Annotated in this window: 25 protein-coding genes; 13 read left to right on the forward strand and 12 right to left on the reverse strand. The window is 65.6% G+C overall.

The genetic code is table 11. The features are described from left to right. The first annotated feature begins 17 nt into the window (after positions 1-17). From HCU76_RS03720 to HCU76_RS03730, 3 genes are all read left to right on the forward strand, one after another. The gene (locus HCU76_RS03720; RefSeq protein WP_213956549.1) at positions 18-983 is read left to right on the forward strand and encodes a tripartite tricarboxylate transporter substrate binding protein; all 966 of its coding nucleotides are present in this window, start codon (positions 18-20) and stop codon (positions 981-983) included. A 20-nt stretch (positions 984-1,003) separates the two neighbouring features. Continuing rightward, a complete protein-coding gene (locus HCU76_RS03725) occupies positions 1,004-1,297 on the forward strand; it encodes a YciI family protein (RefSeq protein ID WP_213956548.1) in 294 nt (97 codons plus the stop codon). 80 nt (positions 1,298-1,377) lie between these two features. Next, positions 1,378-2,151 (forward strand): enoyl-CoA hydratase/isomerase family protein, encoded by a 774-nt coding sequence (locus tag HCU76_RS03730; RefSeq protein WP_213956547.1) that lies wholly within the window; start codon positions 1,378-1,380, stop codon positions 2,149-2,151. A gap of 10 nt (positions 2,152-2,161) precedes the next feature. On the opposite strand, the gene HCU76_RS03735 is transcribed toward HCU76_RS03730, so the two are convergent. The 5 genes from HCU76_RS03735 to HCU76_RS03755 form a co-directional block, all read right to left on the reverse strand. Then, positions 2,162-2,617: a MaoC family dehydratase gene (locus HCU76_RS03735; protein WP_213956546.1), complete on the reverse strand. Its 456-nt coding sequence runs from the start codon at positions 2,615-2,617 to the stop codon at positions 2,162-2,164. 19 nt (positions 2,618-2,636) lie between these two features. Beyond that, positions 2,637-3,914: a benzoyl-CoA 2,3-epoxidase subunit BoxA gene (gene boxA / locus HCU76_RS03740; protein WP_213956545.1), complete on the reverse strand. Its 1,278-nt coding sequence runs from the start codon at positions 3,912-3,914 to the stop codon at positions 2,637-2,639. A gap of 123 nt (positions 3,915-4,037) precedes the next feature. Next, a complete protein-coding gene (gene boxB, locus HCU76_RS03745) occupies positions 4,038-5,465 on the reverse strand; it encodes a benzoyl-CoA 2,3-epoxidase subunit BoxB (protein WP_213956544.1) in 1,428 nt (475 codons plus the stop codon). A 26-nt stretch (positions 5,466-5,491) separates the two neighbouring features. Beyond that, positions 5,492-7,162 (reverse strand): 2,3-epoxybenzoyl-CoA dihydrolase, encoded by a 1,671-nt coding sequence (gene boxC, locus HCU76_RS03750; protein ID WP_218508516.1) that lies wholly within the window; start codon positions 7,160-7,162, stop codon positions 5,492-5,494. Between the two features lie 143 nt (positions 7,163-7,305). Then, positions 7,306-8,217, reverse strand: coding sequence for a helix-turn-helix transcriptional regulator (locus HCU76_RS03755; protein WP_371319757.1), 912 nt, complete (start codon positions 8,215-8,217; stop codon positions 7,306-7,308). A gap of 168 nt (positions 8,218-8,385) precedes the next feature. Here HCU76_RS03755 and HCU76_RS03760 point away from each other — a divergent pair, with 168 nt between their 5' ends. The 8 genes from HCU76_RS03760 to HCU76_RS03795 all read left to right on the forward strand — a co-directional run bounded on the left by HCU76_RS03760 (position 8,386) and on the right by HCU76_RS03795 (position 15,835). Next, positions 8,386-8,856 carry a DUF4863 family protein gene (locus HCU76_RS03760; protein WP_213956541.1) on the forward strand — a complete coding sequence of 157 codons (471 nt, stop codon included), beginning with the start codon at positions 8,386-8,388 and terminating at the stop codon, positions 8,854-8,856. Between the two features lie 25 nt (positions 8,857-8,881). Further along, positions 8,882-10,435, forward strand: coding sequence for a benzoate-CoA ligase family protein (locus HCU76_RS03765; RefSeq protein ID WP_218508517.1), 1,554 nt, complete (start codon positions 8,882-8,884; stop codon positions 10,433-10,435). Between the two features lie 83 nt (positions 10,436-10,518). Then, positions 10,519-11,277 (forward strand): alpha/beta fold hydrolase, encoded by a 759-nt coding sequence (locus HCU76_RS03770; protein ID WP_371319758.1) that lies wholly within the window; start codon positions 10,519-10,521, stop codon positions 11,275-11,277. Further along, positions 11,274-12,440, forward strand: coding sequence for an ABC transporter substrate-binding protein (locus tag HCU76_RS03775; RefSeq protein ID WP_213956538.1), 1,167 nt, complete (start codon positions 11,274-11,276; stop codon positions 12,438-12,440). The genes HCU76_RS03770 and HCU76_RS03775 overlap by 4 nt, the downstream gene beginning before the upstream one ends. Before the next feature lie 126 nt (positions 12,441-12,566). Beyond that, positions 12,567-13,439: a branched-chain amino acid ABC transporter permease gene (locus HCU76_RS03780; RefSeq protein ID WP_218508519.1), complete on the forward strand. Its 873-nt coding sequence runs from the start codon at positions 12,567-12,569 to the stop codon at positions 13,437-13,439. After that, positions 13,436-14,389: a branched-chain amino acid ABC transporter permease gene (locus HCU76_RS03785; RefSeq protein WP_371319759.1), complete on the forward strand. Its 954-nt coding sequence runs from the start codon at positions 13,436-13,438 to the stop codon at positions 14,387-14,389. Before HCU76_RS03780 ends, HCU76_RS03785 begins: the two co-directional genes overlap by 4 nt. After that, positions 14,386-15,132, forward strand: a complete 747-nt coding sequence (locus HCU76_RS03790; RefSeq protein ID WP_218508520.1) for an ABC transporter ATP-binding protein — start codon at positions 14,386-14,388, stop codon at positions 15,130-15,132. The genes HCU76_RS03785 and HCU76_RS03790 overlap by 4 nt, the downstream gene beginning before the upstream one ends. A 1-nt stretch (position 15,133) precedes the next feature. Then, a complete protein-coding gene (locus tag HCU76_RS03795) occupies positions 15,134-15,835 on the forward strand; it encodes an ABC transporter ATP-binding protein (RefSeq protein WP_218508521.1) in 702 nt (233 codons plus the stop codon). 33 nt (positions 15,836-15,868) lie between these two features. Here HCU76_RS03795 and HCU76_RS03800 read toward each other — a convergent pair whose 3' ends face one another. Further along, the gene (locus HCU76_RS03800; protein WP_218508522.1) at positions 15,869-17,155 is read right to left on the reverse strand and encodes an aminotransferase class V-fold PLP-dependent enzyme; all 1,287 of its coding nucleotides are present in this window, start codon (positions 17,153-17,155) and stop codon (positions 15,869-15,871) included. Positions 17,156-17,263: 108 nt separating this feature from the next. Between HCU76_RS03800 and HCU76_RS03805 the strand changes: the two genes are divergently transcribed. Then, positions 17,264-18,166 carry a LysR family transcriptional regulator gene (locus HCU76_RS03805; RefSeq protein WP_213956634.1) on the forward strand — a complete coding sequence of 301 codons (903 nt, stop codon included), beginning with the start codon at positions 17,264-17,266 and terminating at the stop codon, positions 18,164-18,166. Positions 18,167-18,170: 4 nt separating this feature from the next. Here the strand turns inward: HCU76_RS03805 and HCU76_RS03810 are convergent, their stop codons facing one another. The 6 genes from HCU76_RS03810 to HCU76_RS03835 form a co-directional block, all read right to left on the reverse strand. Then, a complete protein-coding gene (locus tag HCU76_RS03810; protein ID WP_218508523.1) occupies positions 18,171-19,064 on the reverse strand; it encodes a transporter substrate-binding domain-containing protein in 894 nt (297 codons plus the stop codon). A gap of 122 nt (positions 19,065-19,186) precedes the next feature. After that, positions 19,187-19,522 carry a hypothetical protein gene (locus HCU76_RS03815; RefSeq protein WP_213956532.1) on the reverse strand — a complete coding sequence of 112 codons (336 nt, stop codon included), beginning with the start codon at positions 19,520-19,522 and terminating at the stop codon, positions 19,187-19,189. 128 nt (positions 19,523-19,650) lie between these two features. Continuing rightward, on the reverse strand, positions 19,651-20,757 hold the full coding sequence (locus HCU76_RS03820; protein WP_218508524.1) for an adenylate/guanylate cyclase domain-containing response regulator: 1,107 nt from the start codon (positions 20,755-20,757) through the stop codon (positions 19,651-19,653). After that, positions 20,754-21,134 (reverse strand): response regulator, encoded by a 381-nt coding sequence (locus tag HCU76_RS03825; RefSeq protein ID WP_218508525.1) that lies wholly within the window; start codon positions 21,132-21,134, stop codon positions 20,754-20,756. Before HCU76_RS03825 ends, HCU76_RS03820 begins: the two co-directional genes overlap by 4 nt. Before the next feature lie 31 nt (positions 21,135-21,165). Continuing rightward, positions 21,166-24,033 carry an ATP-binding protein gene (locus tag HCU76_RS03830; RefSeq protein WP_371319768.1) on the reverse strand — a complete coding sequence of 956 codons (2,868 nt, stop codon included), beginning with the start codon at positions 24,031-24,033 and terminating at the stop codon, positions 21,166-21,168. A gap of 17 nt (positions 24,034-24,050) precedes the next feature. Next, positions 24,051-24,203 carry a hypothetical protein gene (locus tag HCU76_RS03835; protein WP_213956528.1) on the reverse strand — a complete coding sequence of 51 codons (153 nt, stop codon included), beginning with the start codon at positions 24,201-24,203 and terminating at the stop codon, positions 24,051-24,053. A 174-nt stretch (positions 24,204-24,377) separates the two neighbouring features. On the opposite strand from HCU76_RS03835, the gene HCU76_RS03840 reads away from it, so the two are divergent. Next, a complete protein-coding gene (locus HCU76_RS03840) occupies positions 24,378-24,656 on the forward strand; it encodes a hypothetical protein (protein WP_213956527.1) in 279 nt (92 codons plus the stop codon). The last annotated feature ends 41 nt before the right edge of the window (positions 24,657-24,697 follow it).

A 24,697-nucleotide genomic window follows, 5' to 3' on the forward strand; every position in this document is an offset into this window, starting at 1 on the left:
GGCACCAGGAGACTTCCATGAATCGTCGTGAACTCATCACTGCGCTGGCTGCGGCCGGCGTCGCCGTCACGCTGCCTGTGCGCGCCGCCAGCCCCTACCCCGACCGGCAGGTCAAGGTCGTGGTGCCCTTCACCGCCGGTGGCGGTCAGGACGTGGTGGCACGCGCGATCGCCGCCAGCCTGTCCCAATCGCTTGGCCAGACCTTCTACGTCGAGAACAAGCCAGGCGCCAGCACGGTCATCGGCTCCGAGTTCGTGGCCAAGGCCGCGCCGGACGGCTACACCCTGCTGGTGGCCAGCGTTCCGCACGCCACCAATCCGGCAATGATGAAGAGCCTGCCCTTCGACACCGCCAAGGCCTTCGCGCCGATCTGCCTTGCCGTGCAGTCGCCCTTCATCATGGTGGCCTCGCTCGCCTCGTCGATCGGGTCCATGGACGAGGCGCTGGCCCTGGCCAGGACCCGCAAGCTCTCCTTTGCGTCGACCGGAAGCGGTACGGCCGACCACCTGTCGATGGAACTGCTGACGCTGCAATCGGGCGTCAGCATGACGCACGTGCCGTACAAGGGCACCGGACCGGCGCTGGCGGACGTGATGGGCGGGCATGTGGACCTCATGTTCGCGAACGTGGTGGCGGCGGCGCCGTTGGTGAAGTCGGGCAAGGTGCGCGCGCTCGCAACGTCGACGGCGCATCGCTCCGCGTCGCTGCCCGAGGTGCGCACCGTGAGCGAGATCAGCGGCAAGCCCTTCGACGTCAGTGCGTGGACCGGCATCCTCGCGCCCGCGGGCACCGACCCGGCGATCGTCGAGCGCCTGAGCGCAGAGATCCGCAAGGCGCTGCAGACGACGATCACCCGCGAGGCACTGACCAACAATGGCGCCGAACCCGTGGGCAGCACACCCGCGGAATTCCAGGCATTCATCTCGCGCGAAATGCAGACCTGGGCCGGAATCATCTCGAAGGCCGGCATCACGCCAAGCTGAAGCAAGCCACGGAGTACCAAATGCCATTCGTCATCCTCTCGCTCGACAAGCCGGATTCGCAGGCATTGCGACAGGCACTCAGGCCCGCGCATCTCGACTACCTCACCGCCCGCCAGGACAAGATGCTGGCCGGCGGTGCGCTGCTGGACGCCGATGGCCAGGCGATCGGCAGCCTGATCATTCTGGACGCCCCGGACGCTCAATCCGCACAAGCGTTTGCGGGCGAAGACCCGTTCGGCGAGGGGCAGCTTTTCGCGTCGGTCCAGGTCATGCCCTGGCGGCAGGCTTTCTTCGACCGGCGCCGCACGAAATAATGCATCCGCGCGTGCCGGCGGCGCGCCTTGTGGACGGGTGAGCGACACTCGCTGGCCGAGCCGTACGCTGAAAGCAAGCCATGTCGACGACACCGCCCACTGTCCTCCTCTCCACGCAGGAGGCCGTGAGCCTCGTGACCCTCAACCGCCCGGCTCGCCTCAACGCCATCGGCGCGCACTTGCTGGAAGACCTGCACCGTGCGTTGGCCGAAGCCCACGCCGACCCGCAAACGCGCGTGATCGTGTTGACTGGCGCAGGCCGCGCCTTTTGCGCAGGCGACGACCTCAAGGAATTCGACGAGCAGTCCGCCACCCCCGAATCCGTGGCCGCGATGGGCGAACGCGTCCAGCAGATCACGCGCGACATCATGTTCGGGCCCAAGTTCGTGATCGGCGCCGTGCACGGCTTTGCCGTGGGCGCGGGTTTCGAGTGGGTGCTCAACTGCGACATGGTGGTGGCGGCCGACGACCTGGTGGCGTTCTTCCCGGAGATGGCGCTGGGCCAGTTCGTGACGGGCGGCGTGACGCACCTGCTGCCGCAACTCGTCGGTTATCAGCGTGCGATGGAACTGATCGTGCTGGGGGAGCGGGTTGATGCGAACGCCCTGCATCGGCTCGGACTGGTCAACCGAGTGGTGCCGCGGGACGCGATGCTGCCGACTGCGCTGGCGTTGGCAGGGCAGATCGCTGAGCGATCGCAGACTGCGACCCTGCAACTCAAGAGGGTGATGACGTCGCAGATGCGGCCAGCACTCCAGGGCGCGCTCGAACTGGAGGAGCAGGCGGCGATGGCGTGCTTCTCGGATCCGGACACCGCCGCGCGTGTGGCCGCGTTCGTTCAGCGCAAGCCCTGAAGCCGGACGCTCAGTCCTGGCCTTTGGCTTGCGGAGACAGCTTGAACAAGCTGGTCGCCTCCAGGTCCAGCACCATCTCCCCTCGCTGATTGAACAGCTTCCAGCGCCAGTCGAGGATTCCAAGCGCCTTGCCGCTGCGCGATACACGAACAGCGAGCACCTCCGCCACGAGGCGCAGCGAATCGCCGGGCCGCACAGGCTTGGGCCATTTCACGTACTGGAGCCCCGGCGACGCAAAGGACTCCGAGCCTGCCAGCGCCGCGTCGGCGATCAGGCGCATGGCAATTGCGCAGGTGTGCCAGCCGCTCGCGATCAGGCCCTGGAACGGCCCCGCGTCGGCAGCGGCCGGATCGGTGTGAAACCACTGCGGATCCCAGGCACGCGCGAACGACAGGACCTCTTCTTCCGTGACCTGGAATGGCCCGGCCTCGATCGACTGGCCAACGTGGAAATCTGCGAACTTCATGTGCCCCGGCGCGCAGGGCTCAGTAAGTTTCGAGGTGGAGCCGGCCTTCGGACTTCAGGCCGGCACCGATCGTGTCCCAGTCCAGCCCGGCTTCCGCGGCCACGTCTCGCAGTGCCAGGACCACGCCCTCTTCCATGCTCTTGAGGCCGCACACGTAGAAGTGCGATTGGCCGTCCTTCAAGAGCTCCGCAAGGTCCGCGGCGCGCGAACGCATCAGGTCCTGCACATAGCGCTTGGGCTGACCCGGCGCGCGCGAAAACGCGAAGTTGATGTCGATGAAGTCCTTCGGCAAGGTCTGCAGCGGGCCGAAGTACGGCAGTTCCTGTTGCGTGCGCGCGCCGAAGAACAGCATCAGCTTGCCGCCCTCGAACTTGCCGCTCTTGCGCAGTCGCCTGCGCCATTCGGTCATGGCGCGCATCGGCGCGCTGCCTGTTCCCGTGCAGATCATGACGATGTGCGACTTGGGATGGTTCGGCATCAGGAAGGACGCGCCGAACGGCCCGACGACCTGGACCTTGTCGCCCACTTTCAGGTCGCAGACGTAGTTGCTCGCGACGCCTCGCACGGGCTTGCCCTGGTAGTCCTCGGTGACGCGCTTCACCGTGAGCGAGACGTTGTTGTAGCCCGGCCGCTCGCCGTTGCGCGGGCTGGCGACGGAGTACTGGCGCGCGAAATGCGGCTTGCCGTTGGCGTCGGTGCCGGGCGGGATGATGCCGAGCGACTGGCCTTCGAGCACCGGGAACGGCATCGCGCCGAAGTCGAGCACGATGTGGTGGGTCTGGTTCTCGAAGCCGGCTTCGGTGCAGTTGAAGTTGCCGACCACCGTGGCGGTCGTGGGCTTCTTCGGCGGATGCAGGTTGGTGTACGCGTGCGCGGCGGACCAGGGCGGCGTCGTGGCGCCGTACTGGGCCGAGTTGAATACCGGCTCGCCGGGTTCGGACGCCGGCTGCGGCACCGCGCTGGACGGGGGCATCTGCGGTTCGGCATCGCTCGACACGCCTTCGGCTTCGAGCTGTTCGGGCGTCAGCTCTGCCGGCAACTCATCCCACGTCAGTTGCTCTTCGATCGAGTAGGCGCGGACCATGGGCATGGTGCGCCAGTTGTCGATGGAACCCGTCGGGCATGGCGAAATGCAGGCCATGCAGCTGTTGCAGACGTCGGCGCGCACGACGTAGTTGCGATCGTCGTGCGTGATGGCGCCGACCGGGCAGGTGGCCTCGCAGGTGTTGCAGCGGATGCAGATCTCGGGGTCGATCAGGTGCTGCTTGATGATGTTGACTTCGACCATGCTGTTCATCGTGTGTCTCCTCTCTTTTTCCTCTCCCCTCGGGGAGAGGTTCAGGGTGAGGGGGCTGTGCTTCGTGGGGACGCCGCCTGCCCTCACCCCGGCCCTCTCCCCGGTGGGAGAGGGAGCAATACATCAGCCGAAGCGGATGTATTCGAAATCGACCGGCTGGCGGTTGATGCCCATCACCGGCGGCGCGATCCAGCCGGCGAACTTGCCGGGCTCGATGACGCGGCCCATCAACGATGCCACGAAGGCGAAGTCATCCGGGGTCGGCAGCCATTCGCTCTTCTTCGCGGCCCACTCCTGCTCGTTGACCACGCGGCCTTCAGGCGACATCTTGATGCCCGCGAGTGCACCGATCTGGCGGTTGAAGGCCTTGTGCGGCACGACCAGGCGTGTCGGGATGCCGGCCTTCTCCAGCACCTTGTTCCAGCGGCCGACACCGGCCACGGAGTCCTTGATGAAGTCGTCGCGCAGCACTTCGTTCAGGGCGTTGAGCATCGGCACTTCCTTCTCGAGGAGCTGGCCGTCCTTCACCTCGAGCACCTTGTAGGTCTGGCCCTTGAGTATGTGGTCGTCGGTGCGCTTGCCTTCTTCATAACGGCCTTTGAGACCCGAGCTGTAGAAGATGGCGGCGTTGCTCGACTGGTCGGCGCCGAACAGGTCGATGGTCACGCTGTAGTGGAAGTTCAGGTAGCGCTGGATCGTGCCGAGGTCGATGGCGCCGGCCGCGCGCACCTTCTGCGGGTCGTCGGTCTTGAGCTCATTCATCACGGCCGCGGTGCGCGACAGCACGCGGGAGACGCCGCTCTCGCCGACGAACATGTGGTGCGCTTCCTCGGTCAGCATGAACTTGGTCGTGCGGGCCAGCGGATCGAATGCACTCTCCGCCAATGCCGACAGCTGGAACTTGCCGTCGCGGTCAGTGAAGTAGGTGAACATGAAGAAGGCCAGCCAGTCGGGCGTCTTCTCGTTGAAGGCGCCGAGGATGCGCGGGTTGTCCACGTCGCCGGAGGTGCGCTGCAACAGTGCCTCGGCTTCTTCGCGACCATCGCGGCCGAAGTGCTTGTGGAGCAGGTAGACCATCGCCCACAGGTGGCGGCCTTCTTCCACGTTGATCTGGAACAGGTTGCGCATGTCGTACATCGACGGCGCGGTGAGGCCCAGGTGGCGCTGCTGCTCGACCGACGCCGGCTCGGTGTCGCCCTGCGTCACGATGATGCGGCGCAGGTTGGCGCGGTGCTCGCCGGGCACGTCCTGCCAAGCCTTCTCGCCCTTGTTGTCGCCGAAGTGGATCTCGCGGTTCTGGTCGCCCGGGTTCAGGAAGATGCCCCAGCGGTAGTCGCGCATCTTGACGTGGCCGAACTGCGCCCAGCCCTGCGGGTCGACGCTGACTGCCGTGCGCAGGTAGACGTCGTAATTCGTGGAACCGTCCGGGCCCACGTCGTCCCACCAGTTGATGAAGTTCGGCTGCCAGCCTTCGAGCGCGCGCTGCAGCGTGCGGTCTTCGCCGAGGTTGACGTTGTTGGGGATCTTCTCGCTGTAGTTGATCGTGCTCATCGGGGTTCCTTGGGTTTGTTCTTGGTTTAGACGCGGTTGAGGTCGAAGCCGGCTTTCTCGCCGGTGCCGTAGACCTTGAGCGCACCCTTCTCTCCCACGGCGTTCGGCCGGTTGAAGATCCAGTTCTGCCAGGCGGTGAGGCGGCCGAAGATGCGGGTGTTCATGTTCTCGCGCTGCGAGAAGCGCAGGTTGGCTTCGAGGCCGGTCAGCGAATCCGGCGACATCGCGGCGCGTTCTTCCATGGCGATGCGGATCTCGTCGGCCCAGTCGATGTCGTCCGGGGCCATGGTGACGAGGCCCAGCTTCAATGCCTCGTCGGCGTCCAGTTCGCTGCCGATGGCGGCGCGCGCGGCGGCGAGCGGCGCCTCTTCCTCGTAGAAACGGCGTTGCAGGCGGCTCTGGTCGTTGACCATCGGCAGCTTGCCGAAGTTGAGTTCGTTGAGCGACAGCTTCGGTGCATGTTCCGGGTCGTCCGGCAGCGCCAGCATGTAGGCGCGGTCGGCCGAGAAGGCCAGTTCGGCCAAGGTGCCGGCGAAGCACGAATCCGAGTCGATCAGCGCGAACAGGCTGCGCGACGACACGTCGAGGCGGGCCAGCGTCCGGCGCAGCAGGCCGATGGTTTCGCGCACGAACCAGTGGCCTTCGTTCGCCAGCATCGTCGCGTCGCTGGCCAGCACCGCGGCCGGGTCGCCCTTGGTCTTGAGCACCCAGGTGCCGATGTTCAGCTCGTTGGTGCGCATGCAGAGGATCGCGTCGTCCAGTTCGCGCGCCATCGCGAACGGCCACCACGAACCGCCCGCGGCCTCGATGCTCGCGATGTCGGTGGGTTGTGCACCGACCGGCGCATGGATCGTGAATGTCGCCGAGCGCCCTGACCGGTCGATCTCGACCTGCACGTGCTTGTAGCGCAGGCTGTTCTCGCTGTCCTCGCGCTCGATGCGGGCGAGCGGGACACCCTTGGCGCCAGCGGGACGATCGCTCTTTTCGCCCAGCTCGACCGCACGCTGCTGCACGCTGGCCGCGAACTGCGCTGGCTTCACGACCTTGTCGACGAGGCGCCAGTCGACGGCACGCTGCCCGCGCACGCCTTCGACGCTGGTGCAGAAGATGTCGGCCAGGTCGTGGCGCACGTGGCGCTTGTCGGTGACGCGCGTGAGGCCGCCGGTTCCGGGCAGTACGCCGAGCAGCGGCACTTCGGGCAGCGACACCGACGACGAGCGGTCGTCCACGAGGTAGATCTCGTCGCAGGCCAATGCCAGCTCGTAGCCACCGCCGGCGCAGGCGCCATTCACGGCGGCCAGGAACTTGATGCCCGAGTGCTTAGAGGTGTCCTCGATGCCGTTGCGCGTCTCGTTGGTGAACTTGCAGAAGTTGACCTTCCAGCTGTGGCTCGACACACCCAGCATGAAGATGTTGGCGCCGGAACAGAAGATGCGGTCCTTGGCGCTGGTGACGACGACCGAGCGCACTTCCGGATGCTCGAAACGCACACGATTCAGCGCGTCGGCCAGTTCAATGTCCACGCCCAGGTCGTAGCTGTTGAGCTTGAGCTTGTAGCCGGGACGGATACCGCCGTCTTCGGCGATATCGAGCGACAGGCGGGCCACGGCGCCGTCGACGCTGAGCTTCCAGTGGCGGTATTGGGTGGGGTCGGTGCGGTAGTCCACGGATGCCGGCGCGGTGGCGGTTTCAGTCATTTCGAGGTCTCCTGATGCGGTGGATAGAAGAAGTATCATGCATGTGACGGATTAATTCTTCCGCCATGACATGCATCATTATGCATGTTCAGGGCTGCGTCAATATCTGCATCGATTTATTACAGGTCATGGGGCGCAAAGTTTCAGGCGGGCTCCGCGAGGCTTTCCCGAACCGCGGCGCGCAAGGACTGGAAGCTCTGCGCGAGGTCCCGTCTCGAGGTATCGACCACCATGTCAGCCTTCGAATAGAAGGCGGCGCGTCCGGTCAGGATGCGGCGAAGGTCGTCCATCGCCTCCTTGCTGGCGGCCATCGGGCGGGTGTCGCCCTGCGCGGCGACGCGGCCCATGTGCTCTTCCGGCGCGGCCTGCAGCCAGACGGTGGCGCAGTGAGCGAGCAATTCGTTGAAGGTGGCCGGGTCGGAGACGATGCCGCCGGGCGTGGCGATCACGACCTCGCTGTAGATCTGCACGGCCTCCTCCAACGCCCTGCGTTCGTAGCGGCGGTAGGCATTGGTGCCATAGAGGTCGTGGATCTCGCGCACGCTGCAGCCGGCGATCTTCTCGATCTCGCGGCTCAGTTCGATGAACGGCACCTCGAGGTCGTCGGCGAGCATCTGCCCCAGCGTGGACTTGCCGGCGCCACGCAAGCCGATCAAGGCGATGCGCCGGTTGCGCGCCGGATCGCTGGACGACGAATCCAGCAGTTCGCTCAACGCGATGCGCGCACGGCGCAGATCCGCCTCGCCTCGCCGCTCCAGCAGTTCGCGGATCAGCAGCCACTCCGGCGAACTGGTGGTCACGTCACCGACGAGTTCGGCCAGCGAGCATTGCAGCGCGTTGGCCACCTGCTGCAGGACCAGGATCGAGGCGTTGCCGGTGCCGTATTCCAGGTTGGCCAGATGCCGCTCGGAAACGTCCGCCGTCAGCGCCACCGCCTTGCGGGTCAGTCCCCGCCGTGCGCGCAGGTTGCGCACCCGATCGCCGAGCGCCACCAGCAGCGGATTCTTCGACTCGTCGTCCGCCACGCTCACGGTCTCGTGGGCTCGCTCATTCATATCCATCCTTGGCCTTGAGGGCATCTCGGGGTTAACACCATGGATGCACTATATTGCTTGACAGCATTTGAGTGCCTGCGTATTGTTCGCAACAGGCAAGATACTGCACATGGCGGATTACCGCAAGCGCGCTGACAGTCTCCTCACCCAAAAAAAGACCAGGCCACGATGTCCAAGGAATCCTTTCACCAGCTTGTTGCCGGCCTCACGGCCGAAATCGCCGGACGGCCGCTCGACCATGAATTGGACGCGTGGCTCAACACCCGCCACGGCGCCGGCACGGCGAGCTTCGAGAGCTTGAAACAGGCCTGTATCGAAGGTGTCGCGGAGGGCTGGCTGTGCGAGCGCGAAGGCGGCGGCATCCGATATGGCCGCGTGTTCAAGGCGGAAGACGCGCTGCATAGTTTCTCGGTCGACGTGGTCGACATGCGGGATATCGCCGGGCCGCACCACAGCCATCCCAAGGGGGAGATCGACCTGATCATGCCGCTCGAAGGCGACGCAACCTTCGACGCGCGGCCTGCAGGCTGGTGTGTGTATCCGCCGGGCAGCGCGCACTTTCCGACCGTCGCGGCAGGACGTGCACTCGTCCTGTACCTGCTGCCCGAAGGCCAGATCCAATTCACAAAGACGGCTTGAACCGTCACGCGAGGAGACACACCCGATGAGCCTGCCCCCGACTTTCAATTTCGCCGAGCACCTGTTCGCGCTGAACCGCGGCCGCGCGCAAAAGGTCGCCTACATCGACGACAAGGGCACGATGACATACGGCGAGCTTGAAGCGCGCGCCCGGCAACTTGCGTCGGCCCTGCTTGCAGTGGGCCTCCAGCGCGAGGACCGCGTGCTGCTGCTCCAACTCGACAGCAGCGACTGGCCGGTGAGCTTCCTCGGCAGCCTGTACGCAGGCGTGGTGCCCGTGGCGGTCAACACGCTGCTCACGGCCGACGACTACGCCTACATGCTCGACCACAGCAGCGCGAAGGCCGCACTGGTGTCGGGCGCCCTGCTGGGCGTGCTGCAGCAGGCGATGGCGAAGGCCCCGCATCAGGTCCGCCAGTTGTTCGTGTCGCATCCGGTGGGCGATCTCCCGGCCGGCGCGGTGAGCATCGCTGACGCCGTCGTCGCGGCCACGCCACTCGCCGCGCCCGCAGACACCGCCTCACAGGATCACGCGTTCTGGCTCTATTCCTCCGGCTCGACTGGCCGGCCCAAGGGCACGGTGCACACCCATGCCAACCCATGGTGGACGGCGGAGCTGTTCGGCAAGCCGGTGCTGGGGCTGACCGAGGGCGATGTCTGCTTTTCCGCGGCGAAGCTGTACTTTGCCTATGGACTGGGCAACGCCCTCACCTTTCCGCTGTCGGTCGGTGCGACCGTGATGCTCATGGCGGAGCGCCCGACGCCCGATGCCACCTTCAGGCGCTGGACCGCCAGCGGCATCCAGCCGACGGTGTTCTTCGGCGCGCCCACCGGCTTCGCCGGCATGCTCGCCTCGCCATCGCTGCCGGCGCGCGACCGGGTCGCATTGCGCATGTGCTCTTCGGCGGGAGAGGCACTGCCGGGCGAAATCGCGCAACGGTTCAAGGCGCATTACGGCTGCGAGATCATCGACGGCATCGGCTCGACGGAGATGCTGCACGTCTTCATCTCGAACCGGCCCGGCGACATCCGCTACGGCACCACCGGCAAGCCGGTCGAAGGCTACGATATCGAACTGCGCGGCGAGGACGGCAAGCCGGTGCCTATCGGCGAGGTCGGCGACCTGTACATCAAGGGCCCGAGCGCCGCGCTGATGTACTGGGGCAACCCCGAGAAGAGTCGCGACACCTTCCACGAAGGCTGGACCAAGAGCGGCGACAAGTACTCCCGCGACGCCGACGGCTACTACACCTACGCCGGGCGCAGCGACGACATGCTGAAGGTCAGCGGCATCTACGTCTCGCCCTTCGAGGTGGAGTCGACGCTGATGCTGCATCCCGCCGTGCTCGAGGCCGCGGTGATCGGCAAGGAAGACGCTGACGGACTGACCAAGACCAAGGCGTATGTCGTGCTGAAGGCCGGCCAGTCGGCGACCGACGACGAACTCAAGGCCTTCGTGAAGGAAAAGCTCGCGCCGTACAAGTACCCGCGCTTCATCGAGTTCATCGAGGAGTTGCCGAAGACGGCCACCGGAAAAATCCAGCGCTTCCGCCTGCGTGACAAGGAGAAGCAGGCGTGAGCGGAGGTTCTTCTTCCCTCTCCCCGAGGGGAGAGGGAGTGAACCCCACCGAATTCGCAAGCATCCGCTGGCGCGAGCGTGAAGTGCGCATCGAATACGTGCGCATCGCGCCCGAGCGCACCAATGCGCCGCTCGTCGTCTTCCTCCACGAAGGCCTCGGCTCGGTCGCGATGTGGAAGGACTTCCCCCAGCAGCTGTGCGATGCCGGCGGCTACAGGGGCCTCGTCTTCTCACGCCCCGCCTACGGCCGCTCGACACCGCGCGATGAAGACGAACACTGGGATGTCGACTTCATGCACCGCCAGGCATGCGAAGTGCTACCCGCCTTCTTCAATGCAATCCATCTCCAAGAAAAACCCTGGCTCTTCGGCCACAGCGATGGCGGTTCCATCGCCCTCCTCTACGCGGCGCAATTCCCCCACGCCGTGGCGGGCATCGTCGTCGTCGCGCCACACATCTTCGTGGAAGACGTGACCGTCGCGAACATCGAGGAAGCGCGCCAGGCCTACCTGTCCACCGACCTGCCGCAGCGCCTCGGCAAGTACCACGACAGCGCCGATTCCGCCTTCTGGGGCTGGAACCGCATCTGGCTGCACCCGCCCTTTCGCCGATGGAACATCGAGGCCGAGCTCGGCGCGATCCGCTGTCCCGTGCTCGCCATGCAGGGCGTCGACGACGAGTACGGCACGCTGGAGCAAATTCAGGGAATCGCGCGACAAGTGCCTGCAACGCAGCTCGTCGAATTGCCCGACTGCGGGCATTCCCCACACCGCGACCAGCCGGAAAAGGCAATAGTCTCGGCGGTTACATTCATTGACCTGCACCGGAGTTCCACCCCATGAGCCAACGCATCGCACGCACCACCTTGACCGCCCTCGCCCTGGCTTGCATCGCCACCCTGGGGCATGCCCAGCAAGGCAAGCTGAAGGTCGGCCTGATGCTGCCCTACAGCGGCACCTACACCGCGCTGGGCGTGGCCATCGAGAACGGCTTCAAGCTGCGCGTGGACGAGCTCGGCGGCAAGATCGGCGGACGCGAGATCGAATACGTCAAGGTCGATGACGAATCCGACCCGGCCAAGGCCACCGACAACGTCAACAAGCTCATCAAGCGCGACAACGTCGACGTCATCATCGGCACCGTGCACTCGGGCGTGACCATGGCCATGGCCAAGGCCGCGAAGGAAAGCGGCACCGTGCTGATCGTGCCCAACGGCGGCGCCGACGCGGTGACCGGCCCGATGTGCGCACCCAACATCTTCCGCAGTTCCTTCTCCAACTGGCAGCCTGCCTACGCGATGGGCGAAGTCGCGGCCAAGCAAGGCAAGAAGACCGCGATGACCATCACGTGGAAGTACGCGGCCGGCGACGAGTCGGTGGCCGGCTTCAAGGAAGGCTTCGAAAAGGGCGGCGGCAAGGTGACCAAGGAACTGACCGTGCCCTTCCCCAATGTCGAGTTCCAGGCGCTGCTGACGGAGATCGCCGCGGCCAAGCCCGATGCGGTGTATTCCTTCTATGCCGGCGGCGGCGCGGTGAAGTTCGTCAAGGACTATGCGGCGGCCGGGCTCAACAAGACCATTCCGCTGTATGGCCCCGGCTTCCTCACCGACGGCACGCTGGAAGCGCAAGGCGATGCCGCGCAAGGCATGCTGACCACGCTGCACTATGCCGACGGCCTGAACACGGCGCGCGACAACAGCTTCCGCACGGCCTATGCCACCAAGTTCAAGCTGCAGCCCGACGTGTATGCCGTGCAGGGCTATGACGCGGCGCAGATGCTGGCCATCGGCCTCAACGCGGTGAAGGGCGACCTCACGAAGAAGGCGGAATTTTCCGGCGCCATCGAGAAGGCGAAGATCGACAGCCCGCGCGGCCCGTTCACGATCAGCAAGTCGCACAACCCAGTTCAGGACTTCTACCTGCGCAAGGTCGAGGGCAAGGAGAACAAGCTGGTGAACGTGGCCGTGAAGGGCCTGGCCGATCCGGGTCGCGGCTGCAAGATGTGAAGTGTCGCTCCGCCCCAGGTTGGCCTCACTTCGTGTAGGCCGCCCCCCCCCACCGGGGGCAACCCCTGCGGCCCGGCAAAGCCGGTTCCGCGGGGTTTCACGAACAGACATGACGAGAGCCTCTGAGTGGACATTGGAACCTTCCTCGTTCAGTGCCTGAACGCCGCGCAATACGGCTTGTTGCTGTTCCTGGTCGCCTCGGGGCTGACGCTGATCTTCGGGATCATGGGCGTCATCAACCTGGCGCATGGCAGCTTCTACATGATTGGCGCGTACATGGCGTTCGCGCTGTCGCCGCTGTTCGGCGACCAGTTCATCGTGATGCTCGTGGCCGGCGTGGTGCTGGCGGCGGTGTTCGGCTACCTGCTCGAATGGGCGTTCTTCAGTTTTCTCTACCAGCGTGAGCATCTGCAGCAGGTGCTGATGACCTATGGGCTGATCCTCGTGTTCGAGGAACTGCGCTCCATCCTGGTCGGCAACGACGTGCACGGCGTGAAGGTGCCGCCCTGGCTGGACGGCAGCTTTGCGCTCGGCAGCCTCATGAGCTACCCGTGGTACCGGCTCTTTGCTTCGGCGGCCTGCATCGTGCTGGCCATCGGGCTCTACTGGGTGGTGAATCGCACGAGGCTCGGCATGATGGTGCGGGCCGGCGCCAGCAACCGCGATATGGTGCGCGGACTGGGCATCGACATCCGCAGGCTCTACCGCATCGTGTTCGCGGCCGGCGTGGCGCTCGCGGCGCTGGCCGGCATGATCGCGGCGCCGATGTCCTCGGTGTACCCGGGCATGGGCGCGAGCGTGCTGATCATCTGCTTCGTGGTGGTGGTGATCGGCGGCATCGGGTCGATCACCGGGGCGCTGGTGGCATCGCTGCTGGTGGGCTTCGTGGACACCTTCGGCAAGGTGTTCTTTGCCGAGCTGAGCGGGATGGGCGTGTACGTGCTCATGGCGATCGTGCTGATCTGGCGGCCCGAAGGCTTGATGGGGCGGAAGACATGATGAGTCGCCTCAATCACATCCTGCCGCTGGCCTGTGCGTTGCTGCTGGCCGTGATCGGGCCGATGTTGAGCCCGTATGCGTCGGACTTCATCGTCAAGGTGATGATCCTCTCGATCTTCGCGTTGAGCCTGGAACTGCTGGTCGGCATGACCGGGCTGGTGAGCCTCGGCCACGCGGCGTTCTACGGCATCGGCGCCTATGCCACGGTGCTCGGCTCCGGAAAGGACGGCGGCTCGATCGCGATGCTGCTGCCGCTGGCCATGGGAAGCGCCGCGGCCTATGCGCTGGTCGTGGGCGCGCTCAGCCTGCGCACGCGCGGCGTGTACTTCATCATGGTGACGCTGGCGTTCGCGCAGATGGCTTTCTTCGTCTTCCACGACACCAAGTTCGGCGGCGGCAGCGACGGCATCTACATGTACATCCGGCCTGCGCTGGGCTCGATCGACATGGACAACCGTTATGTGCAGTTCTATGCGGTGCTGGGCTCGCTGGTGTTCAGCTACGGCCTGCTGGCGCTGATCCGCCGCTCGCGCTTCGGCGCCGCGCTCGCCGGCATCCGCGTGAACGAGCAGCGCATGCGGGCGGCCGGGTTCCCGGTGTATGGCTACAAGCTGGCGGCCTTCGTGCTGGCCGGCGCGCTGGCCGGGCTGGCGGGTTTCCTCTTGGCCTCGCGCGATGGCGTGGTCAACCCCGAGCTGCTCGCCTGGCACAACTCGGGCGAAGTGCTGCTGATGATCATCCTGGGCGGCCTTGGCCACCTGCGCGGTGCGGTGATCGGCGCCGTGGCATTCACGCTGCTGAAGGAACTGCTGTCCACGCAAGCCTTCGTCGGGCCGCTGGCGGACCATTGGCAGCTGACGCTGGGCCTCGCGATCATCGCGTTCGTGGCCTTGCTGCCGAAGGGCATCGTCGGCATCGCTTCGCGGCTTTCCCCGAAGGCATCCACATGAGCGCATTGCTGGCCGTCGACAAACTCACGCGCCGCTTTGGCGGCCTGGTGGCCGTGAACGCGGTGAACATCGACCTGCATCGCGGCGAGGTGCATGCAGTGATCGGCACCAACGGCGCGGGCAAGTCGACGCTGATCAACATGCTCTCCGGCGAGATTGCCGCATCCGAAGGCCGCGTCACGCTCGAAGGCGAGGACATCACGACGCGCGCCCAGTCGCGCCGCGCACGAGAAGGCGTCGGCCGCAGCTATCAGCGCACGACGATCTTTCCGGAGTTCTCCGTGCACGAGAACTGCAGGCTGTCGGCGCAGGCGTCGGCGCCGCGTCCATGGGCCATCTGGGAAGCCTCTGCGCGCTGCGCCGCCAGCAATGCCGCCGCCGACGAAGCCCTGGCCGCAGCCGGGCTGGCGGCCGACGCGCAACGCATCGCCGGCACGCTGAGCCACGGCGCCAAGCGGCAGCTCGAAGTCGCGATGTGCCTGGCCACGCGGCCGCGCGTGTTGCTGCTCGACGAACCGCTGGCCGGCATGGGCGCCGAGGAAACCGAACGCATGCTCGCGCTGCTGACCCAGCTGAAGTCCTCGCATGCGATCCTGCTGGTGGAGCACGACATGGATGCGGTGTTCCGCATTGCCGACCGCATCACGGTGATGGTCAACGGCGCCGTCATCGCGACGGGCGACCCGGATGCGATCCGCAACAACGCGGAGGTTCGCACCGCGTACCTGGGTGAGGACCATTGAGATGTTGCAAGTCACAGGCATCAACACCTACTACGGCGACAGCCACATCCTGCGCGGCGTGGACGTCGAGTTGCCGGCATCGACATCGGTCGGCCTGCTCGGACGCAACGGCATGGGCAAGACCACGCTGATCCGCACGCTGATGGGCTATGTGCGTCCTGCCTTTGGCCAAGTGAAGCTCGATGGCCAGGACGTGACCGGCTGGGTGCCGGAGAAGATGGCGCGCCGGGGGATCGGCTACGTGCCCGAAGGCCGCGGCATCTTTCCGAACCTCTCCGTCAAGGAGAACCTGCTGATGAGCGCCCGCGCCGGCATCGACGGCCAGCGCGCGTGGACCTTCGACCGCGTGATGGCGACCTTCCCGCGGCTCACCGAGCGACTGGGTCACGGCGGCCAGCAGCTTTCCGGCGGCGAGCAGCAGATGCTGTCGATCGGCCGCGCGCTCATGACCAATCCGCGCCTGCTGATCCTCGACGAAGCCACTGAAGGCCTGGCACCGCTGATCGTGGCCGAGATCTGGCGTGTGATCGCGGACATCCGCAGTACCGGCATCGCCACGCTGATCGTGGACCGCGACTGGCGCAAGGTGCTGGGGCACACGGATCGCGCGGTGGTGATGGAGAAAGGCCGGATCGTGCTGGCCTCGGAATCGGCAGCATTGGTGGCTGCACCGGAGACGCTGTCGACCTTGCTGGGCGTTTGACCCGCGCGTGCCCATGCGCTTGCCCGCCCTTGATCAAGCGGTGGCAAACACCTGGCTGATCTCCCTCGTTACTTGCAGGAAGCGATCGATGTCGGCCACGGAATTGCAGTGCAGCGGAGACACGCGAATCGCGCCTTCAAGCCCGAAGGACTGCAGCATGCGCTTCGAATACAAGCTCGTCGCCACACGTTCATAGACGATCACGCCGCGCTTCTCGTACTCCCGCACCGCCTGCGCGTGCTCCAGGTTGTCGATGCCGATCGCGAGGATCAGGTCGCGCTTCGTGAGGTCTTCGTAGTCGAGGAAGACCTGCACGTTGTCCATGCGGCGCAAGCCAGGGTTGTTGTCGTCGCCATCGAGCAAGCGGGCGAGCAATGCACGCTCATGCAGCTCGATGCCATGGATGCCTGCGGCAAACAGTTCGCGCCGGTCCTGGCTCTGGCTGAACTGTCCGCCGAGCCAGCAGACGTAGTTGACGATCTCGGTGACCACCGCGAACTGCCAGGGCGCCGCGCTGCCCAGGTCCCAGAAGTCCTTCTTCTTGCCGGCCAGCTTGTGATGCGGCAGCACCGACGCACGATCCGACACCCACGACATGCCCGACCCTCTGCACCCGAAGAACTTGTACGGCGCGATGTTGATGCCGTCCACCAGCGTCTTCTGCAGGTCGATCAACCCATGCGGCGCGTGCTGCACCGCGTCCACGATGATGTAGAGGTCGGGCTTGATGGCGCGTGTGCGCTTCACGATCTGCTCGATGTCCAGCTTGGCGCCCGAAATGTTGGACGCGTAGATCACGCTCAGCAGCGACGTGTTCTCGTCGACCAGGCCCACGATCTCGTCGACATCGACGCCGCCTGTCACCGGGTTGGACTGCGCGACCCGCAGCGTCTTGCCGAGGCGCTCGGCATACAGCGACATCGCGTCGAAGGACGAGGGATGTTCGAGCACGGTGGTCACCATGTTCGTGCCGGGCACGTTCTCGGCCACCGCGCGCACCATGTCGAACATGCCGCCGGACGCGGTGAGCGAGGCGTAGACGCTGCCGCCGTTCGCGTTGAGGATTGTGCGAACGTCGTCGGTGCCCTGGGCCTGCACGCGCTGCAGGAAGATCGCGAGCTCATGGATGCGCTCGGGGCAGTCGGGCAACGCGTCGATGCGCCCCATCTGCTCGACCGCGGCCTTCAACCGGAACGAGCCGCCGGCGTTGTCGAAGAAGAGTCGTTGCCGCCCGTTCATGTCGTGGTCGACATAGTGAAACCGGCTCTTGATCTCGTGCATCAGCGCATCGGCGAAGAGCGCGCCTTGATCGGTGTTCATGCTGGATTTCCAGAAAAAATATTGATGAATAGGATTGGGGAGACCCTGACCGCGGCGACGTGATCAGGGAGACTCTCCAGCTGAAGAAATGAACGCGCCTCGGCCATGATGACTTTCAAGCAACTCGAAGCGCTCTACTGGATCGGCCAGCTCGGCAGCTTCGCACTCGCGGCCAACAAGCTGCACACCTCGCAGTCGGCCGTGTCCAAGCGCGTGCACGAGCTGGAGATGGTGTTCGACACCGAGCTGTTCGACCGCACGCAGCGATCCGCCCGCCTCACCGACAAGGGCGAGGAGATGTTCATGCTGGCCAAGAGCCTGCTCGCGCAGCGCGATGCGGCCGTCGAGCAGTTCGGCCGGCAGGACGTGCTCGAGCGCCGTGTTCGCATCGGCGTGACCGAACTCACCGCGATGACCTGGTTCCCGCGCTGGGTCGAGCGGATCCAGTCGCACTACCCGAAGGTCACCCTGGAGCCGGACGTCGACAGCAGCGTCAACCTGCGCGAGAAGGTGCTGGCCGACGAGCTCGACCTCATCGTGGTGCCCGACGCCTTCGCCGACACGCGCATCCCCAGCAAGGCCGTCGGCGCCGTCGAAAGCGCGTGGATGTGCAAGCCCGGGCTCATCCCGCAAGGTGAGCCGGTGCGCCTCCATGAACTGGCGCGCCAGCGCATGCTGATCCAGGGCTCGAAGTCGGGCACCGGCCTGCTCTACGACAGCTGGATGAAGGAGCTCGGCATCCAGCCCGCCAACACGATCGTCATCCACAACCTCGTCGCGCTGATCGGCCTGACCGTCTCCGGCCTGGGCGTGAGCTACCTGCCTCGCCATGCACTGCAGCAGATGGTCGACCAGGGACTGCTCGCACCCATCGACGTCACGCCCGCGCTGCCGCCGGTGACCTACGTGGCGATGTACAAGGGCGAGCATCGGAGTTCGCTGGTGGCTTCGATCGTGATGCTGGCGCAGGAATGCTGCGATTTCACGCAGATGTTCCAGGCGGCGCGTTGACAACTCACACACCCTTGTTGTTCGGGTTCCTGTAGATCTCCTTGACGGCATCCGTCATCGGGAAGTTGAGGTTGGCATTGGTCGGCGGGATCGGCTTGGTGAACCATCTGGCGTAGAGCTGCTCGATGGCGCCGGACTTCATGAGGTCCGTCACCGTCTTGTCGACCATTTCCTTGAACGCCGGATCGTCCTTGCGGTACATGATCCCGTAGGGCTCCTGGCGCAGCGACTCGCCCGTCAGGATCTTGAAGTCGCCCGGCTTCGTCGACGTTGCGATGAGGCCGGCCAGTTGCACGTCGTCGAGGATGTAGGCCACGCTGCGGTCCGACGCCAGCAGCAGGAAGCCGTCCGCCGTGTCCTTGGCCGCCAGTTCCTGCACCTCGACGTTGCCTGCCTTGCGGTACTGGCGCAGGAGCTGGATGCCCGTGCTGCCGGACACGGTCGACACGGTCTTGCCGTTCAAATCGGCCAGGGTGTTGATGCCGGAGTTCTTCTTCACCGCGGCGGTGATGTTGGTGACGAAATGGCTCGGCGCGAATGCGACCTGCTGCTGGCGCTGCACGGTGTTCGTGGTGGTGGCGCAGTCGAGGTCGACGGTGCCGTTGGTCAGCAACGGAATGCGGTTGGTCGAGGTCAGGACCGTGTAGTGCACTTCCAGGTTGGGCATGCCCAGCCTGGCCTTCACCGCCTCGACGATCTTCAGGCAGATGTCGTTGGTGAAGCCGACCGGATCGCCGCCGCCGGCGGGCTTGTACGAGAACGGGACCTGGCTGTCGCGTCCGCCGATCTGGATGCTGCCGCTGGCCTTGATCTTGGCGAGCGTATCGGTTTGCGCGAGTACGGGCGAGCACAGGAGGGCTGCGGCCAGGCCGAGCGCCAGGGAGAGACGGGATTGCATTCTGGAAGCCTTCGGGGTGGTGGTGAACGCGATTCTGCGAGCCCCGAAGATCTTCTAAAAGCGATTAATTTTCAGTCGACTGCATTCCTGAAAGAGATATGACGCGATGTCCTGGCGACGTACTAAATCGCCGCCCGCGCTCGGAGCCCGATCGAAAAGCGGAAGGACACCCCGCTCGGCTGCGGCTTTCTTGCGCTCGGCTGCTGCACGGTGACCGGCAGCGTGGCGATAGGCTGATCGACCAGCGTACCTTCGAGTGCCTCCAACTCGATATGTCCCGCCGCGGTCAGGCGCATCAAGGAACGCGGGTCATTCTCGTCGATTGGCGTGCCGAATTCATAGTCGACCCATTCGGCCCAGCCTTCGCTGATCAGCATCTGGCTGGTGGTGGGCGCCATGCCGTTGCACTGTTGGGCATCGAGCAAGGCACCTTTGAGCAGGGAGGGCGACAGGTTCATTGGATGTCTGAAAATCAGGCCAGTCGTGGATCGGATGTAAGAAATTGTATGTAACACCAACGTGAGCACAATACAACTTAGGGGGTAACTGGTTACATCGAGTATCAACACCACCCGCCCGTCCCTTGTCAGCCAAATACCAACCGAAATGTCGGCACGGGCCGCTGGAATCCCTTCAGCATCAGCTCACCCGCCGCCTCGGCGTTCAGACGACCGTCGAGCGCGCCCACCACGCGCCGCGACATCAGGATCTCCCCGCCCGCCGCCTCGCCGCACAAGCGCGCCGCGAGATTGGTCACGGTGCCGATGGCGCCGTAGTCGATGCGGCCCGGGAAGCCGATGCCACCGATGGTGGCAAAGCCCTGCGCCACGCCAACGCCCATCGTCAGGTCGTAGCCGTGCTTCTTCCATGCGGCGCTGAGGACGGCAACCTCCTGCTGCATGGCCAGCGCCATTTCGACGGCGCGCAGGCTGGGGTCCGCGATCGGCACCGGGTCATTGAAGAAGACCATGATCCCGTCCCCCGAAAAGCGCTCCAGCGTGCCTTCGTACTGCAGGATCAGCCGGCCCATAGCGGCGTGGTATTCGGCCAGCACGCCCATCACCTCCTCCGGCTCGGCGGTCTCGGTGAAAGCGGTGAAGCCGCGCAGGTCGAGGAACACGACGGTGATCTCGCGTCGATGGCTTTTCAGTGGGTCGTCGGCGCCCCCGGCCACGATCAGTTCGGCCAGTTGCGGGGAGAAGAAGCGTTTCAGCCGCCCCAGGTTTTCCAGTTCGCGCACGCCCTTGGCAACGCGCTCTTCCAACTGGCGATTCCACTCGGCCAGCTCGGCGCTCTGCCGCTGCACCTGGTCGTACAGGTGCTTGATGCGCAGCAGCGAGCGCACGCGCGCCAGCAGTTCGGCCTGGCTCACGGGCTTGGTCAGGAAGTCGTCGGCACCCGCATCGAGGCCCTTGATGCGTTCCTGGCCGGGGTCCAGCGCAGTCACCAGCACCACGGGCAGCATGGCGTGCGCCGGGTCCGCGCGGATCGCGGCGCAAACCTCGTAGCCGCTCATGCCGGGCATCATCACGTCGAGCAGCACGAGATCGGGCTTCTCGGCGGCAAGCAGCGCCAGCGCCTGCGGACCCGACGACGCGGTGACCACCGCGTAGCCCTTGACCGCCAGGATGTCGGCGAGCAGCTTGACGTTGACCGGAACGTCATCGACGACGAGCACCTTGGAGACGCTCATGACCCTTGCCTCCCCTGGGCCAGGAAGCGCTTTACGGTCGCGCGGAACTGCTTCAGGTCGATCGGCTTGGTGATGAAGGCATCGAAGCCCGAGTTGATGACTTTCTGCTGTTCATCCGGCATGACGGATGCGGATACCGCGAGGATCGGGATGGCGTCGAGCGCGGCGTTGGTGCGGATGCGCCGCAGGGCCTCGGCGCCGTCGAAGTCCGGCAGCTGGATGTCCATGAGGATCAGGTCGGGCAGGCTTCCGGTCGCCAGCGCCACGCCCTCGGCGGCGGTGGTCGCCTCCAGCGTGGCATGGCCCTCGAACTGAAGGATGTCGCGCACCAGCTTCATGTTCTTGTCGTTGTCCTCGACGATCAATATGGTGGGCATTTCAAGACCTCCATGTTGTGCACTGCGGGCATCAGGCAGCCTCCAGTTCGCGCTCAGGCAGGTCGAACGCAAAGGTCGATCCCTGGCCCGGCGCGCTTTCGAGGCGCATCGTGCCGCCGTGCAGCTCGACGAAGCGCTTGGCCAGCGCGAGGCCAAGGCCGGTGCCTTCGGCCTTGCGCAAGTATTCGCCGGTGGCCTGGCGGAACTCCTCGAACACCAGCGCCTGCTGATCCGCCGCGATGCCCACCCCGGTATCGACCACGGCGATTTCCACCGCATGGTCGAGCTTGCGCGCGCGCAACGTCACGCTGCCACCGGCCGGCGTGAACTTGACCGCGTTCGACAGCAGGTTGACCAGCACCTGCTTGAGCTTGCGCTGGTCGGCCACCCATTCGCCGAGGCCTTCGTCGACGTCCAGCGTCAGCGTCAGGCCCTGCCGCAGGGCGCGCTCGCGCACCAGCGTCGTGCTGTTGTCGAGCAGCATGCCCAAGTCGAAGGACGACAGGTCGAGTTCCATGCGCCCGGCCTCGATCTTCGACAGGTCCAGGATGTCGTTGATGAGGGACAGCAGGTGGTGTCCAGAGGTGTTGATGTCGTTGAGGTATTCCAGTTGCTTGTCGTTGACATCGCCGAACATCTTTTCCGACAGCACCTCGGAGAAGCCGATGATCGCGTTGAGCGGCGTGCGCAACTCGTGCGACATGTTGGCCAGGAACTCCGACTTGTGCTGGTTGGCCTGCGCCAGCTCGCGGCTGGTGCTGCGGATCTCCTGGATCAGCCGCGCATTGCGGATGGCGATCACCGCCTGGTCGGCAAAGGTCAGCAGCATCGCCGTCTCCTTGGCGCTGAACGGCTCGCGCGTGTGGCGCCCGACCAGGATGGTGCCCAGGCGCCCTTCCTCCGACAGCATCGGCACGATCGCGAGCGACTTGCAGCCGACCAGTTCGCAGCCGCGCCGCAGCGTCTCGGACATGTTGGTCGCGGTGGCCACGTCCGGGAAGTGCGTAACCTTGCGCACCATCAACTCGGACTGCCTGCGCGTCGCCGCTTCGGCTGGCGCCGGATACATCGCCGCCAGCTCTTCGGGATGCGGGCCGGCATAGGCGGCCAGGTGCCAGGCATTGTCGCTGCCGAGTTGGTCGATCACGACATGCGAGTTGTCGAACAGCCGCTCGCAGCTCAGCAGGATGCTGTCGAACACGGGCTGCGCATCGGCCACCGAACGGCCTATGACGCTGAGCACCTCCGCCGATGCGCGCTGCTGCTCCAGCGCCTCGCGGGTGTCGTTGAACAGGCGCGCATTCTGGATCGCGATGACGGACTGGTCGGCGAAGGTCTTCAGCAGCGCCACGTCCTTCTCGGAGAACGGCCCCGGCTCCGGCCGGCCGATGAAGATCACGCCGATGGCGCGTCCCTCCCAGAGCAAGGGCGCGAGCACCACGGCGCGCGTGCCCACTGCCTCGCTGCTGCGCCGCACGAACAGCGGTACATCCGGCCCGGCTACATCGGGGTATTGCACGACGCGGCGCTGCAGGATCGCCTGGCCCGAGCCGGACTCGGCCGTGAGCGGCACCGGGAAGGTGCTTGCGAAGGCCTCGCGGTTGGCCGAGCCGTGCTGCGCCGCGAGGTGCACCAGCCCGTCCTCGCCGGCCATCGAGATGCCCATGTGCACCGCACCGAACAGCCGCTCGCAACTGCGCAGCACCGCATCGAAGACCGGCTGCGCATCAGTGGGTGATTCGCTGATCACGCGCAGGATCTCGCTGGTCGCGGTCTGGTAGGCGAGCGACACGGTGAGTTCGCTGGTGCGCTCGTCGACCTTGCGCTCCAGGCCGGCGTAGGAGGCGCGCAGGTCGGCGCCCATCTGGTTGAACTGCGCGGCAAGGGTCTCGAGTTCGTCGCCGGTGTGGACGTCGATGCGGTGCTCCAGCTCGCCGGCGCCGAGCCGTGCGGCGCCTTCCTGCAGCGCCTGGATCGGGCGCACGAGCGCGCGGGCGAGAAAGAAGCTCAAGGCTGTCGCCACCAGCAGGCCGGCCAGCAGCAACAGCCCGGTGCGCAGGATGGTCGCGTACAGCGGCGCATAGGCCTCGGCGCGCGGCGACTCGACGAACACGGTCCAGCCCAATGCAGGAATGCGCGCATGCGCCGCGAACACCTCGGCACCCGACAGGTCGCGCGCCACGGGCTGCGCCTGGCCCTCCGGCGCATCGCGCGCGGCCACTTGCGGCAAGGGGCTGAGATCGCTCTTCTTCAGCACCAGGCTGATGTCCGGATGCGCAATCAGCGTGCCGCCCGCATCGACCACGTAGGCCAGCCCGGCACGGCCGATCTTGATGCGCGAGACCACGTCCCAGACGAACTTCAGGTTCACCTCCGCCGCGGTCACGCCGCCACCGCTGCCGGCGGCGCGCGCGATCGTCATGTAGGGCTCCGTGCCCTTCAGGAAGTACACCGGGCCGTAGTAGGTCTTGCCGGCCGCGACCTCGGTGAAGCGCGGGTCGCGCGACATGTCGGCGCCGGTGGTGATCGAGTCCATGCCCAGGCGCGACACGCGCAGTTGCTCCAGGCCGGCGGGGTCCATCCAGACCACTTCGGTGATGGCGGGCGTCTGGCGCAGCAGCTTGAGGTATTCGATGCGGCGCTGCTCCAGCGGGTCGCCGCCGGATTCGACGCGCGGCAGCGCCGTCCAGCTCAACTGGTGCTCGATATCGAGCATGTACTGCTCGATGCGGGTGGCCGCGCCCTGGGCCTTCTCGAACTGCAACGCGACCAGTTGCGTGCGCGTCTCGCGGTACGAGAAATAGATGCTGATGGCGCCGCTCACCGCCAGCACACCGGCCACCACGGCAATGATCAGCGTCGCGTACTTGGGGAACAGCCGCCAATGCGGGGCGGTCACGTGGGCCAACGCCGTCCTCATTCGATCACCCTGTGAGCGCGCGTCAGCACCCCGCCTGGCAGGGCCGACACCGCACGCATGGCGGCCAGCAGGCCACCGCCCAGGGTGATCAGGAGGAACCGGCGCTTGTTCACCGGCCGGAATGCTACGCCGGTGGCGGCTTTTCGCAAGCCGCGCACCGTTGTGGTGAGAACGAGCCGTCCACCCTCCGCGCGACCTCACCTACGCCGTTCGGATTGACGCAAGTCACACGAATCCCACGTAACGGGGCTTGACCCGCAGGCCCGTGCACTCGAAGAATGTGATCGTGCGAAGTTGTTCGTCTACCTTGCAAGGAGATCGCAATGTTCAACCTGTTTTCCGGGCCCAAGCAGCACATACGACGAGCCGTCGTGCTGCTGGAGGAAGCACACATGGCGCGCCTGGAACACCAGGCCGCGGCGGAGCATCACAGCGCCCTGGCCAAGATGTATGCCGAACGGGCCAAGCGGCTCGAACGCGAGATCCAGCAGACCCAGATGGTCGCCGCCCCGCCGGGCTCGCTCGGCGATGTCGTCATCGAGCAGCCGGCGCTCTATGCGCTGAACGGCAAACGCGCGAAGAACACCGCGCTGCCCAATTGATCTGAATTCCGGCTTCGTCCGACGTACGGACGAGGCTGTCG

Origin of the sequence: Variovorax sp. dw_308 (genome assembly GCF_019207085.1) — a bacterium.
GTDB lineage: Bacteria > Pseudomonadota > Gammaproteobacteria > Burkholderiales > Burkholderiaceae_C > Variovorax.

Bases quoted from the DNA above. Each gene is read 5' to 3' on its own strand.
- HCU76_RS03825 (WP_218508525.1), bottom strand. From the start codon at position 21,134: ATGCCCACCATATTGATCGTCGAGGACAACGACAAGAACATGAAGCTG.
- HCU76_RS03820 (WP_218508524.1), bottom strand. From the start codon at position 20,757: ATGAGCGTCTCCAAGGTGCTCGTCGTCGATGACGTTCCGGTCAACGTC.
- HCU76_RS03840 (WP_213956527.1), top strand. From the start codon at position 24,378: ATGTTCAACCTGTTTTCCGGGCCCAAGCAGCACATACGACGAGCCGTC.
- boxA (WP_213956545.1), bottom strand. From the start codon at position 3,914: ATGAACAGCATGGTCGAAGTCAACATCATCAAGCAGCACCTGATCGAC.
- HCU76_RS03790 (WP_218508520.1), top strand. From the start codon at position 14,386: ATGAGCGCATTGCTGGCCGTCGACAAACTCACGCGCCGCTTTGGCGGC.
- HCU76_RS03785 (WP_371319759.1), top strand. From the start codon at position 13,436: ATGATGAGTCGCCTCAATCACATCCTGCCGCTGGCCTGTGCGTTGCTG.
- HCU76_RS03805 (WP_213956634.1), top strand. From the start codon at position 17,264: ATGACTTTCAAGCAACTCGAAGCGCTCTACTGGATCGGCCAGCTCGGC.
- boxB (WP_213956544.1), bottom strand. From the start codon at position 5,465: ATGAGCACGATCAACTACAGCGAGAAGATCCCCAACAACGTCAACCTC.
- HCU76_RS03795 (WP_218508521.1), top strand. From the start codon at position 15,134: ATGTTGCAAGTCACAGGCATCAACACCTACTACGGCGACAGCCACATC.
- HCU76_RS03730 (WP_213956547.1), top strand. From the start codon at position 1,378: ATGTCGACGACACCGCCCACTGTCCTCCTCTCCACGCAGGAGGCCGTG.
- HCU76_RS03720 (WP_213956549.1), top strand. From the start codon at position 18: ATGAATCGTCGTGAACTCATCACTGCGCTGGCTGCGGCCGGCGTCGCC.
- HCU76_RS03735 (WP_213956546.1), bottom strand. From the start codon at position 2,617: ATGAAGTTCGCAGATTTCCACGTTGGCCAGTCGATCGAGGCCGGGCCA.
- HCU76_RS03815 (WP_213956532.1), bottom strand. From the start codon at position 19,522: ATGAACCTGTCGCCCTCCCTGCTCAAAGGTGCCTTGCTCGATGCCCAA.
- HCU76_RS03810 (WP_218508523.1), bottom strand. From the start codon at position 19,064: ATGCAATCCCGTCTCTCCCTGGCGCTCGGCCTGGCCGCAGCCCTCCTG.
- HCU76_RS03775 (WP_213956538.1), top strand. From the start codon at position 11,274: ATGAGCCAACGCATCGCACGCACCACCTTGACCGCCCTCGCCCTGGCT.
- HCU76_RS03725 (WP_213956548.1), top strand. From the start codon at position 1,004: ATGCCATTCGTCATCCTCTCGCTCGACAAGCCGGATTCGCAGGCATTG.
- HCU76_RS03765 (WP_218508517.1), top strand. From the start codon at position 8,882: ATGAGCCTGCCCCCGACTTTCAATTTCGCCGAGCACCTGTTCGCGCTG.
- HCU76_RS03760 (WP_213956541.1), top strand. From the start codon at position 8,386: ATGTCCAAGGAATCCTTTCACCAGCTTGTTGCCGGCCTCACGGCCGAA.
- HCU76_RS03755 (WP_371319757.1), bottom strand. From the start codon at position 8,217: ATGAATGAGCGAGCCCACGAGACCGTGAGCGTGGCGGACGACGAGTCG.
- boxC (WP_218508516.1), bottom strand. From the start codon at position 7,162: ATGACTGAAACCGCCACCGCGCCGGCATCCGTGGACTACCGCACCGAC.
- HCU76_RS03800 (WP_218508522.1), bottom strand. From the start codon at position 17,155: ATGAACACCGATCAAGGCGCGCTCTTCGCCGATGCGCTGATGCACGAG.